This is a genomic window from Andreesenia angusta, from assembly GCF_001855385.1.
GTDB classification, from domain to species: Bacteria; Bacillota; Clostridia; order Tissierellales; family Gottschalkiaceae; genus Andreesenia; species Andreesenia angusta.
On record NZ_MKIE01000001.1, the window covers coordinates 111,108 to 124,212 of the forward strand.

The 13,105-nt window shown below is 45.4% G+C and carries 7 protein-coding genes; 1 reads left to right on the forward strand and 6 read right to left on the reverse strand.

Annotated elements, in window-relative coordinates; all coding sequences use genetic code 11:
• Positions 1 to 16: 16 nt before the first annotated feature.
• From EUAN_RS00565 to EUAN_RS00580, 4 genes are all read right to left on the reverse strand, one after another.
• Complete coding sequence (locus EUAN_RS00565) at positions 17 to 502, reverse strand: chemotaxis protein CheW (protein ID WP_071060600.1); 486 nt, start codon at positions 500 to 502, stop codon at positions 17 to 19.
• Between the two features lie 11 nt (positions 503 to 513).
• Complete coding sequence (locus tag EUAN_RS00570) at positions 514 to 2,454, reverse strand: chemotaxis protein CheA (protein ID WP_245674407.1); 1,941 nt, start codon at positions 2,452 to 2,454, stop codon at positions 514 to 516.
• 173 nt (positions 2,455 to 2,627) lie between these two features.
• The gene (locus EUAN_RS00575) at positions 2,628 to 3,020 is read right to left on the reverse strand and encodes a bacteriohemerythrin (protein ID WP_071060604.1); all 393 of its coding nucleotides are present in this window, start codon (positions 3,018 to 3,020) and stop codon (positions 2,628 to 2,630) included.
• 92 nt (positions 3,021 to 3,112) lie between these two features.
• Positions 3,113 to 4,477 (reverse strand): glutamate synthase-related protein, encoded by a 1,365-nt coding sequence (locus EUAN_RS00580; protein ID WP_071060606.1) that lies wholly within the window; start codon positions 4,475 to 4,477, stop codon positions 3,113 to 3,115.
• Positions 4,478 to 4,811: 334 nt separating this feature from the next.
• Here EUAN_RS00580 and EUAN_RS00585 point away from each other — a divergent pair, with 334 nt between their 5' ends.
• Positions 4,812 to 6,536 (forward strand): methyl-accepting chemotaxis protein, encoded by a 1,725-nt coding sequence (locus EUAN_RS00585; protein ID WP_071060608.1) that lies wholly within the window; start codon positions 4,812 to 4,814, stop codon positions 6,534 to 6,536.
• A gap of 76 nt (positions 6,537 to 6,612) precedes the next feature.
• Here the strand turns inward: EUAN_RS00585 and EUAN_RS00590 are convergent, their stop codons facing one another.
• Both EUAN_RS00590 and EUAN_RS12530 read right to left on the reverse strand, forming a co-directional pair.
• On the reverse strand, positions 6,613 to 7,740 hold the full coding sequence (locus EUAN_RS00590; RefSeq protein ID WP_071060610.1) for a zinc ribbon domain-containing protein: 1,128 nt from the start codon (positions 7,738 to 7,740) through the stop codon (positions 6,613 to 6,615).
• A 45-nt stretch (positions 7,741 to 7,785) separates the two neighbouring features.
• The gene (locus EUAN_RS12530; protein WP_071060612.1) at positions 7,786 to 13,104 is read right to left on the reverse strand and encodes a hypothetical protein; all 5,319 of its coding nucleotides are present in this window, start codon (positions 13,102 to 13,104) and stop codon (positions 7,786 to 7,788) included.
• Between the last annotated feature and the right edge of the window lies 1 nt (position 13,105).

Genomic DNA, 13,105 nt, shown 5'->3' on the forward strand with positions numbered 1-13,105 from the left:
TTTCCGCTCTCCCTTCCTAGTCCAAATCCTCAATCAATTCAATCTCTGCCTCTCCAAGCAGCTGTTCACAGTCTATTATCAGCTTGACCCCATCCCCTGACTTTCCTATCATCTTTATGTAGCCATTCTGTATTCCCGTCTTGTAGTCTGGAGGCGGCACAAGGTTTTCCTCCGGGATATTTAAGACTTCCAGGACTTTGTCCACTATAAGCCCTATGGCTATGTCTTTTATATCCACTACGATTATGCACGTTCTGTCGTTGTAATCCAGCACTTCTTTTTTAAACCTGGCCCTTATGTCTATAACAGGTATTATCTGCCCTCTGAGGTTTATTATCCCCCTTATAAAGCTGGGTATCTCCGGTATTTCCGATATAGGCTGGATCCCTATGATTTCCCTCACATACTCTATCTCTATCCCGAACTCTTCTTCATCTAGACCGAAAGTGAGGTACTTGTCTTTCTGAGTGTCTTCCTCCAGCTCATCTAGTATTTCGCTCATTCTACTCCCCCCTATACGTTCATGCTTATCAAATCCTCCACGTTGATTATCAGACTTATTTTCCCATCGCCTAGTATATTGCACCCCCCTATGCCGTACTCTTTTAGCCTGTATTTATTCAAATAGTTTGGAAGCGGCTTTATCACAACCTGCTGTTCCCCAATCAGCTCGTCCACGAAAAGACATGCCGTCTTTTCCCCACCTTCTACCACAACTATTATCCCCTCTGTTAGATTTTCAGTTGTAGGGTTTAAACTGAAATGCTCATGTAGCCTTATGACAGGATGGCAGCTCCCCCTTATCATTATCATTTCGTTTCCGTCAGTGTCCTTTACTACGTCTTTCTTGACTGGCCTGAAAGACTCTTTTATAGCGCTTATCGGGATAGTGTACATAGAGTTCCCTGTGCAAACCTGCATCCCGTCTATTATCGCAAGCGTCAGCGGTATCTTTATGGTGAGACTTGTGCCTTTTCCCTTGGCGCTGTCTATGCCTATGCTCCCGCCTATCTTCTCTATGTTTTTCCTGACCACGTCCATCCCAACTCCACGCCCTGAAAACTCCGTGACAGCTTCTTTCGTAGAAAATCCAGGCAGCAATATGAGGGAATAAGCCTCCTTGTCGCCTATTTCTGAGTTCGACTTCGATATCAAATTCTTCTCTCTGGCCTTCTCTATGAGTACGTCTCGGTCCAGCCCTTTTCCATCGTCGGATATCTTTATTATTATGTCCCCTCCGGTGTTCATGGCCTCTAGGTATATGCGTCCCTTTTTTGACTTTCCAAGGTACTCCCTCTCGTCAGCGCTCTCTATCCCGTGGTCCATGGCATTCCTTATGAGGTGCATCAGAGGATCCCCAAGGTTGTCTATCACATTTTTGTCCACCTCGGTTTCATCTCCCACTATGACAAGTTCGACCTCTTTTCCTATTTTCTTAGACATGTCTCTGACTATCCTGTGCATCTTCTGGAATGTAGGGCCTATGGGAATCATTCTAAGCCCCATTGCCACGTCTTGAAGTTCGTCTGTAAGCTTCTTGAGCTGTCTTGCGGCCTTTTGAAAGTTTTCAAGCTCCTGACCTAAAAGATCTGGGTTCTTTATGACCATGGTCTCTGTTATGACTATCTCGCCTACAAGGTCTAGCAGCTTGTCGAGCTTGTCTGTGTTGACATTTATTATACTCTGAGATCGTTTTCCTTCTTTAGGCTTTTCCTCAGGCCTGTCTTTCTTTATATTGTGCCTTGGAGTCAGCTCCTCTTCCTTGCTCTCTACCTCATCTTTGTCGGTACACTCTAGCTCGAGTTTTTCTACAAAGAGAGAGCCCTCTATTATCTCTTTGACTCTTTCGTACTTCAAGCTTGTGGTGAAGTGGAGCATGAATCCATTCTCAGCTATCTCTTTGCTCGCCTCTTCCCCGTTGTCTAGAAGCTCGTCCGGTTCATGGTACATCTGCTTGCATTGAGACTTTATATTTCCCAGTATTGTGAAGGCCCTTATATTCTCCATGCCGCATCCTGCTTCAAAGACCACTTTGGCGGTGTACCCGTGGTACTCTTCTTCCTGCTTCTCCTCGCGCTCTTCACCTTTCACTTCTTGTATATACCTATTTATCTCATCCAGTATTTTACTTCCGTCTCCGTCCGGCTCCTGGTCTTGCTCTATCTTCTCTACTTCGGCACGCACAAAGTCAAGCGCCAGCAGAACCAGATCGCACACCTTTCTGAAGTCCACCCTTTCCCTTCCGCCTTCTCTTATGTAAAAAAACAAGTCCTCTATCCTGTGTGAAACGCTTGATATCTCGTTGAAAGTCATCATAGCTGATGATCCTTTTATGGTGTGCATTATTCTGAATACTTCGTTTACGCTTTCGACAGACATGTCTCCGTCCTCTTCACTTTCCAGAAGTATAGCCTCTAGCTGTTCTAACAGCTGGCTTGTTTCGAATATGTACATATCCAGTATCGGGTCTTGCGACATAACTTCACCCCCAGTGTTTTTTAAATCTCCTCAAACAGTTTGACTTAGTCTATATTATTCCCCTAATTTATGTCTTCAATCAAATTTTAAAAAAGCCAAAAGCTGGCGCTTTTGGCTTTTAGTGCAGAAAGTGTGGATAAATCTATCTTTTAAGAATTCACTATCTTCTTGTCTTCTTTTAAAATATGCTCTAACACCCACTTGAATATAAATGAAAGTATCTCCTCTATCTCTTTATTTGTAAGCTCATCTATGCTGTTCAAGTCGTACGAGTCCAACTTGTCTACGAAGTCTTTGTGGGCCACTTTCTGAGCAAAGTAATTGCTGTACCCTATGTCCAGCATGTAGTCCTCTTCTGTCTTGAAATGGTACTTTGTGTAATCTCTCAGGTCTTCCAGCACCTCTGCCACTTTATCGTACTTGTCTATGCAGAGCTTGTCTTTCAGTATGCTGTAGGCCCTGTTCCCAATTTCAAAGAGATGCTTATGCTGCTCGTCTATCAAATCAACACCTATACCGTACTCCTCTTTCCAAACTAACATGTTATTCCTCCTGTTCTCGACTCATTGTTTTTTGTATTTCATTATATTACAGGAATCACGAGATAGCCATATTTTTTTCTGGTGATCCGGAATCAAGCGTGCTCGATATCGGTATGGCTCGATATCTCCGAACTCACTGTGCATAAGTCCTCTATCTTAAGCTCATGGACATCTTGGTATCCACATATTCTAGAGAATATCTTGAGCTCCTCTGTGCTGAGCTTTATGAAGTTGTAGACTCTTTCAGCGCTTTTGTCAACTACTATGTTCTTTCTAAGCTCTTTATCATGTGTGGTGCAGCCTGTAGGGCAATTCCCTGAATTGCATACCCTGTACTGCTGACATCCTGCCGCCATCATAGCAGCCGTTCCTATTGCCACCGCATCCGCCCCCATGGCTATGGCCTTGGCAAAATCCGAGGATATCCTGAGTCCTCCTGTTATTATGAGCTGAACGTCGCTCCCGGCTTCATCTAGATATTTTCTAGCCCTTGAAAGAGCGTATATTGTCGGAACACTTGTAGCGTCTTTTACTATCTTATGGCTCGCGGCTGTTCCCCCTCCTCTGCCGTCTATTGTGACAAAGTCAGGGCTTGCTTTAAGTATGAACTCCAGATCTTTTTCTACATTGCCAGCCGCTATCTTCACTCCTATCGGCCTTCCGCCCGACCTTCTCCTGAGCTCCTCTATCAGAGCCTTCAAGTCCTCTGGAGAGTTTACATCCTTGAATCTAGAAGGGCTCACTATGTCTTCTCCCTTCTTTTTACCTCTAACTTTGGCTATCTCGACTGTGACCTTTTCGCCGGGAAGCAATCCTCCCATTCCAGGCTTAGTCCCCTGTCCAACTTTTATCTCTATGGCATCTGCGTTTTTCAGGTTTTCGTCGCTTACGCTGTACCTGTTCGGCACATACTCGAATATATACTTGTGTGCCGAGTCCATCTCCTCTGCAAGTATGCCGCCTTCTCCGCTTCCTATTGCCCCTCCGTTTCTGGCAGAGCCTTTGGCCAAGGATATCTTAAGCTCCTTGGACAATGCCCCAAACGACATATGTGTGACTATTATCGGAGTCTCCAGCACCATGGGCTTCACGGCATTCTTCCCGATCACAGTTTTAGTGCTGACTTCAGCGTCTTCATCCAGAGGGAATTTCCCCAGCTGAGCCCCCTTTACGAGTATCTCCTCCCAGGACACAACTGGAAGCCTCGTCCTCATCGGCTCTATCACCATCTCTCCCGTAGAGGCCATTCTGTGGATTATATCCATATGCTCTTCTACCGAATCGTGACCCCTGGCTTTTTCGCTTGAGTATTCAAGCTCACCTTCAACCCTCTTGAACTTCTCCTTCGGAGATCCGCAGACTGGACATCTCCAATCCGACTTCAGCTCCTTCCAGAGCTTCTCCTCCTCTGATTCATCGTACTTGTAACCGCAGACGCTACATTTATACAGTGACATACATACTCCCCCTTTTCATCTCTATTGTAGTCACTTTATACCCCAAAAAAAGAGATGCAAGTCTAAAACTTGTCTTCTTCAGCGAGTGTCGTCTATTGTTTTTTCAAGCAGGTCTTTTACAGTTACAATGCCATGGTATAGCCCGTTTCTTGCCACTGTTATAAAGTCATATAGGTTGTCATGGTCAATTCTACATAATAAGACTTTACTCAAAGTTAAAAAAATGTTAAATTTCATTAATTTGTTTTTTCTTTCATGTTTCAAACTTCGTAAAACCGGTATATATCTATAGGAAGTTTTATTGCAAGGTTTCTATTATGATGGAGGGATTTTTATGAAAAGCATACAGAGCAAGATTTCCATTTCTTTTTTAAGCATAGTTCTAATTGCAAGCATAGTCATAGGCGCTGTTATATACCAGAACTCCTACAAGATGATCACGGTATCCATAGGGGAATACGCCAAGACCATAGCTGAAAATTCTGCAGCTGCAATAGATCTAAACAAGTACAAAAGCATTTCTCCGGAATCAGGCGAAAACGAATACTATCTGGAACTCAGAAACAGTTTAAACGATATAAGAGAGTTCAACAATCTAACTTACATATACACAATGGGGAGAAGAGCTGTCGGGGACGAATACGAGTATTTCTACATGGTAGATGGAGCCCCTTTAGACGATGAAAGTGCATCTGGGCTAGGTGACCCTGAGCCTTTGGCTACAGACTTTCCCAAGATGATAGAGTCATTCGAAACAGGGGAGGCTCAGCTTGGAGAGTTTAGCAAGAGCGAAGAATACGGAGCTCTTATCACATCTTATGCGCCTATAAAAGACAGCTCTGGGGAGATCATCGGCATACTGGGAGTTGACATGGACGCCTCAAAAGTCCAGGCTTTTCTGGACTCCAACAAGTTGCAATTGGTCCTCATAATAGCCGGCATAATGGCTGTGCTCTTTGTGGTATCCCTTTTGATTTCAAGCATTTTGACAAAGCCAATAAAAAAGCTCACAAGCAGCATCTCCAGAGTCAGAGAGGGTGATCTCTCTGTAGAGATAGACACCAGCGGCAGCGATGAGATAGGGGTACTGGCCTCGACTTTCCAGTGTATGGTCGAAGATCTGAGACTAGCCATGTCGAAGATACACTCAACTTCCGACAGGCTGTCCGATGCATCAGAGACTCTTAAGTCCAAGTCCAACACCACTAGCGAAGTGACACAGCAGATAGACATGGCCATGACAGAGGTGGCAAACGGAGGCTCTGAACTGTCTCAAGAAGCCAACCTGCTTCTAAACGCCATGACTGAAAACATGGAGTTCTTAAGCGCTATAGAGGACGAGTCGAAAAGCCTACTGAACGAGGCCTCCGAGGCGTATCTTGTAGCCTCAGACGGCGTGTCTCACCTCAAGACCTCTACAGCTAGGCTTGAACACGTCAGCGAAACTGTATCGTCTGCAACTCGCTCTATACAGGAGCTTGGAAAGCGATCTGGCGAGATAGGCGAAGTCATAAATGTAATATCCAAGATCTCTGAGCAGACAAATCTGATAGCGCTAAACGCCGCCATAGAGGCCGCCAGAGCTGGAGAAGCCGGCAAGGGATTCGCAGTTGTAGCTGAAGAAGTCAGAAAACTGGCCGAGCAGACCAAGTCACAGGTGGAGCAGATCGACAGCCTGATTGGGGATATCCAGTGCGACATAGATAGGACTGTTCAGTCTATGGAAAGCAATCTGGACTCTATGATATCGGAAATAGAGTCTGTCCAGTCAAGCGGTGAGTCTTTCTCTGAAATCGTGGAAAGAGTGAAGCGCACCGAGCTTGAAGCCCTGAGTATGCAGGAAAATCTTCTGCATGCCAAGGAGAAAAACCACAGCATACTTGTGTCCATAGAGTCTCTAGCAGGAATAGCTGCAGAGTCCGGGGCCGCTTCGCAGGAGGTTTCAGCCTCCACGTCTGAGCAGACCAGCATAATAAAGGAGATTCTGAGCTGCGCCGACAAGCTGGGACATGTTTCAGATGAGCTCAGGTCCGAAGTGACAAGGTTCAACTTTGAATAATCTCGCAACACAAGACAAACCTAGGGTATGTACCCTAGGTTTGTTTTGCGTATATTCATTTGACTTAAGTCTTTTCTTACCTCAGTTTTGCTCCGCAGTACTTGCAGAATTTAGAGCTTGAAGATATCTGCTTGCCGCAGGCTCTACAGTAGATCATCTCTGTTTCTGATCTAGGCATTTTCAAGGTGTCATGAGCTCTGATAACATCTTCTACTTTAAACGAATCGCCAAATAGCTTTTCAAGCTTTGAAACAAGCTGCTCTCTCGTGTAGGAACTGCATTCAACTGTAGCCTTTCCCTTTATGTCCATAAAATGGTTTGCCACAGCTGTAGGTGCTACAAAAAACCTCTCCTTTGTCTCAAACCCTTCAGCTCCTAACTTTCTGATTTCAAAACCTGACGACAGCATCCAGAAACGGAAAAACTCCACCCCTAATCTATGTCCACTTTCTCCGAACACCATAACCGGCTCATCGTCTTTTGAAAGCTTCGCATTTTCCATAATGCCCTGCTCTACTAAAAAAGCGGCATCTTCTGGGGCCATTTTGAGGCTGTACTTCTCGAACCCAGGTAGTACAGCCATAAAAGTGGGCAGCAGCCAACGAATATCTCTGCTCCTAACCGAGTCGGCCATTGTCTCTGCAAATTCACTGTATGATATATATGCCTTTTCCACATATATGTGATTCAAGAGATTCTTGTAGGAGACAATTCTGAAAGAGTCGATGACATGAAGTACAAACAAAAGCTGCTCCATGCTGAGTCTTCTAGGTATATAGCCATCTACAGCCTCTTCGCTCTTTCCGGCAAAGCTATCTGTCCACCAATCCAAATACTCTTTGTAGTCTTTATAGAGCTGAATTTGATACGTTCCATCAGCTGCTCTGGCAGTGGCAGCGAGGCACTTCCCCTCGCTAGCCTTTCCATGGAGCCTCACCTCGTTTAAATCCATACACCCTCCACCTATTCTGTTTATGGCGTACACATCTGGCTCGGATGCTATTCGAATTGCCTTTATAAAATCTTCGTCCTCTAGAAGCTCTCTGTATTTTTCCCTCAAGTCTTCAATTGGCTCTATGCCTGCAAGTCCAGCCTCGTAGAAAGCCGAACCCCTGTTAGGCTCTATTCCCAATACATCAAGCAAGAGGCTTCCGACATCTCTTAACTCTACTTCAAAAATTACAGTCTCGTTGCGACTCTTCATCTATAGCTCTCCCTTCTGCATCACTGTGCCAGTTTTTATACCAACTTACTTCTTGGCTTTCTGTATGCTCTCAAAAATTGAAGTCATTTGTTCTGATACCTTTTTAGGACTAAGTCCCATCCCTTTCAGTATCTTTTCCGCTTCTACAGGGCTTATTCCGCCATCCCCTACTTTTTCCATTATTTTAACTGCTGTGAAAAGATCCTCCGGTATTTCCAGTGCTTCTTTTCCCTTTGCCAGATTCTCAAGATTTTTAGCTTTTACTTGCTCGCATATCTGGTTGTTGAACTGCTTAGTAGTTTGACGCATTGACTCCTCGCTCCAGCTTTCAGCTTTTGAAAGATCCCCAAACTCTTTTCTAATTTCGTCAGCTTGGTTTTCCCATTCATGGGCTTTGTACTCCATAGTCTTAGTTGAAGCTTCTAAGTCATCTAGGTCTTTTACACTTCCATCTTTCTTTATCATTTCTTTCAAGTCTCGGTCGCCTGCGCCGTATGCTTCTGCTGAACGGTGGTCAACTGCTGAAACGTCCATATCCTTGGAGAACTTGTTTACTGCATCATAGTCCACGACTTCTTTGCCATTTACATCTAGCTTTGTCGGCAGTTTTCCATCATGGAATTCCTTGTAGTACTCTTCTCCGAATATCCTCTTGGTGTCTTCCGCCTTTACATCTTTGTAAATTGGGGTCACTTTACCTGTCACAGGATCTACCCTTTCTCCAACTTTAACACGGTAAGTCTTGTCTATGTCGTAGCTTACCTTGTCTCCTTTCACCTTGCTTACGTCTACGTCGGCTGCTTTAAAGTCATCCACACTGTCCACCGAAGGCTGCCCACTCACATTTTTAGGTTTTTGGGCATACCCTCTAGGGTCTGGTGCACCGCTCGTATCCATTGTGTTTGTAGCTCCTACAGTCTTTACTTCATTGTCAGCCACACCGTATTCTTTTGCAACTCTGTCCCTAGCTCTCTTGTCTGCCACTTCCGCTTTCTGTTTCATCTTGGTGTTGAACATCTTTCTGACTTCGTCGCCGTCTTCTAGGTCATCTGGGCTTAGCTGGTCTTTTCTCACGTCCTTCAAGCTGTCCTTGTAAGCCTTTTCGGCTTCCTTGGACTTAGGATTTTGAGAGAATTTGCTCCTTGCCTCATCTAGCTTGTCGCCTCTCTGCCTCTTGCTGTCTAGATCATTCAGCTTATGCATGGCATGCTTGTCTTTCTGTACTGCTTCCATAGCTTTTTCGTAAGCTTTTACAGCTTCTTCAGAGTCTGGATTTTCCATGAGCTTTAGCTGCGCCTTTTTAAGCTCGTCAACTTTCTGTCCCCCAACTTCTCTTCCCTTCCAGAAGGCCTCGTCTCTGATCTCGTCGACCTTCTGCATGTTTTCCTTCTTGTGCTTCTTGAAATCTTCGATTATATTGTCTGCTCTCTCACTGGCTTTGTTGGCTTTTACGTTCATCTTTGCACTTTCAGCCTTGTATCTGGCCTGTCTCTGCGCCTTTTCAACCAATGATTCAGCTTTTTTAGAAACTTTTCCAGTTGCCAGTGATTCTGCGGCTTCCTTTGTAGTCTTTTTAGCGGTCTTTGTGGCCAGTTTTTTAGCCCCAGCCTCTGCCAGGTCATCTGTAATTCCGGCTAGCTTGCTGACTCCTTTCTTTATTGCCCCATATTCTCCAGCTGAAAGTATAGTCAGTCCTACTTTCCCAGTTCCTATGAACACCTGTCCAATCCTGCTCACAAGCGACCTATTTGGATCTAGTGAGTTTTCAAAGTTTTCTATTCCAACCTCATTCTTGACGTAATCCCAGGCTTTTTTCGGATCGGTCACAGTCTCATATACTCCTTTTACAATCCCTTTACCCACAGTTAGCACAGTTTTCCCTGCCTTTATGCTCGCTTCACTAGTGTTTTTCCAAGCTTCTCCTGGGTTGCTGGCAATATAGTCTATAGTCTCATTCACAGCTTTTTCAGCGTCGTCTACGCCTTTTTGTATATCCTGGATAGTCCCCTGAAGTGTTGTAGTTATAATAGACGGGTCGTTCCATATCTCCTCGCCTATAGCTACAGCCTCTTCTCCAAATTCCACTGTCTTATCTACAATGTATCCAGCACCATCTTTTATGTCCTTTCCAGCTTGAACTATATCTCCACCTGCATTTGCCATGGTGTTTGCAATTATACGCCCCCAGCTATTGCCTTTTTCTGCCTGCTCTCGTTCCCACTCTAGATTGTCCTGCTCCCATTTGAGCTGTTCCATTTTTCTCTTGTCTATTTCCTTCTGTATGGCGTCTATCTCTTCTTTTGCGTCTTTCTGGATTTTTTCAAGCGCTTGCTGCATAGAAGTTTGGCCAGTTTTTTCAAGCTCATCGTTGCGCTTTATATAGTCTTGGTAGTCCTTTACCTGCTGCTCTAAATTCTCTTGGTGCTTCTCAAGATCTATCACCGATCCAGTCTCAGGGTCTGTCCACTGCCCCGTTTCTGGGTCCTTTACAATCAGCTTTTGGGCTCCATGTACTGAAGTCGTTATGACCATGGACTCAGGTTCTTCCGGTAGAGATGTATTGTCGGCTGTTGTTGAAGTCCCAGGTTGATCTGGAATTTCAGATTCCTTTTCTCCCAAGTCATGGTTTTTCAGAGTGTTCATAGGATCTTCCGGCCCTATAATACCACTATCTGACTCCGGTGCTTTAGGTTCAGGCGCTTCAGGCTCGGGAGTTTCTGTCTCTGGTATTTCCGACTCAGGCACTTCAGGTTCGGGCATTTCTGGTGTTTCTCCTGATTTAGGTTTTTCGCCTGGAACCCAAACCCATTCATAGCTTTCCTTGAATGGATTTGTCGACTCAAGACCTACGGGATGGGCTTCCAAAGTTCCCTGTGGATTTTCGGGACCTATAGGCCCGATTTTTACTTTTATACCCACATTCCTGTACTCCCATCTGCCTGGAAGAGATCCTCCCGGCTCGGATGGAGGTTCTGACTCTGGCTTTGGACCTTCTTCCTCTAGACCTTTCTCCTCTTGTACTGTCTGCTCTGTCTCTTTTTGAGGTTTCTTCTTGTAGTCTCTATGAACCCCGAACTTGTCATAGCCACTTCGGCTATAGCCATCTCGGTCATAGCCTTCTTTGTTGTAACCGTCTGAGTCATAGCCTTCCTTGTTGTAACCATCTCGGTCATAGCCATCTCGATCGTAACCGTCAGAATTGTAACCTTCACTGTCATAACCTTCTGAATCATAGCCATCCTTTCTTACACCATCTCGGTCATAGCCATCTGCATTATAGCCTTCTTGGTCATAACCTTCTGAATCATAACCATCCCTATTGTAGCCATCCGTGTTATAGCCGTCAGCATTATAGCCATCTCGGTCATAACCATTCTGATCATAGCCTTCTTGACTGTATCCATCCCTGTCATAGCCACTCTTGTTATACCCAGCTGAATCATAGCCTTCTGAGTCGTAACCTTCTGAGTTGTAGCCTTCCCGATCATATCCCTCTTGGCTGTAGCCTTCCGAACTGTAACCTTCGACATCATAGCCCTCTCGGTCGTAGCCGTCCCTGTCGTAGCCATAAATGTCATAGCCACTTTTATCGTAACCGTCTCTATGGTGCCCTGCTATGCTATACCCTTCCTTGTCATACCCTTCCGAGTCGTAACCTTCGACATTGTAGCCTTCAGAATCATATCCCTCTGAGTTGTATCCACCTCTGTCGTAGCCGCTCTTGTCATAGCCATTGGAATCATATCCATATCTGTCATAGCCATCAGAGTCTAATCCGTTCCGGTCGTAGCCATCCCTGTCATAGCCGTTTTGACTGTATCCCTCTTGGTCAAACCCGTCTCTATCGTAGCCAAATTCATCATAACCATACTCGTCATATCCTTCTCTGTCGTAACCATTTTTGTCGTAGCCTTCTCTGTCATACCCTTCGGAGTCAATTTCATTCTCCTCGTATATTTCGTTCTCAAGCTCCTCTTCAGGTCCTGCCCGTTCTCCATCTAAGCTCTTCTCTCGCATTTCACCTAAGAAAACTTCCTCGGAATTGTCCTCGCTGTAGTAAATATTTTCATCAGCTACAGGTGATAGTTCTTCCTCAATTCCATCTACAAATATCTCAGAAGCTCCACTAGGGCTAAAGCCTCCAGTTCCAGCCATTCCTATTATATTTCCAAGCACAGTCACCAACACTCCCGGTATAACCACTCCCGCAACAGCTTCGGTAGTGCTTTCAGGTCCAGGAATATTCCCGACACTTCCTATTCCCCCTGGAGCCGGAACTACAGATCCAGCACTTTCGCTTAATAGCTCTATAGACTCCGCTGAAAACCATCCGTGCCCAGTCATCTCAAGCCTGAAAGCTATTGCCTCTACAGGTTCGTCCAGCACCTTGCTGTAGCTTGGGATCGAATTGGCCTCCTCTCCCCCGGTAAGAGAAGTTATATTTATATTTGTATTTTGAAGGCTGTCCACGGTTATCCAGTTTCCGTCTGGAGTCTGAATCTTCATAGTCAGCGAACTGTTGTCAGTTGTAACGTCTGTTCCTGCCCTCGCTATCCTTATCTCGGATATCAGCGTAGGAGAATCAAATCGCCTCTCAAGATAGTCGCTCTCCCCTTGCGATGAGTTCCAAACCCCTCCTTCAAATACATCTCCTGAGGAGTTGGGCTCGTACTTCGAGCCAGTAGTAGTTGTTCCCGGTATAATGCCTCTCTGAGCATCCTGCTTTGGAGCTTCCTCAGCCTCGCTCTCGCCACCTGCTATGCCCTCTAGATCCAGATCACCTTCCTCCCCGGACTTTTCAGAAGGGACGTAGCCCTGCTCGGCCATGGCCTTCAGAGATATACTGCTGAGATTTTCAATCTTGCTTCTCAAGTTCTCTGTAGGTGCTGTTCCAGGCGGGACTGCAACGGCATTGTAGAGGATATGGTTTTCATACTCTATAAGCCAACCTATCATGGATTCCTGTCCGTTTGTCACCTCTACGTACTCTGTGACCTTGTAGCCTTGAAAAGAATTTGTGCTTCCTATAGACACGTTTTCACCCAGTGTCTCTGCAAACTCTACAAAGTCGGCTTTTATAGTGTCCCTCTCCGACTCGTTGAATGGCCCAGCTATGTTGTGGACCATCATCTGGGTGTCGCTCTCCCACATGACTCCATTAACCGGGAAGGAAAGCCCTCCAGCTTCTCCTTCAAAGTCCATAAGCTCTCCGCCTGGAATCTCCGACTGCACCTTGAGGGCCGCATCCGCCTCGCCTTCTGCATATACAGAAGGCGCAATCGCAAGTGAATATATGATTGCCAGCGCCAAAGATAGTGCTGTTGAAAAAAAACGCTGTCTTGACTTGAAATACCTACCTGCCATA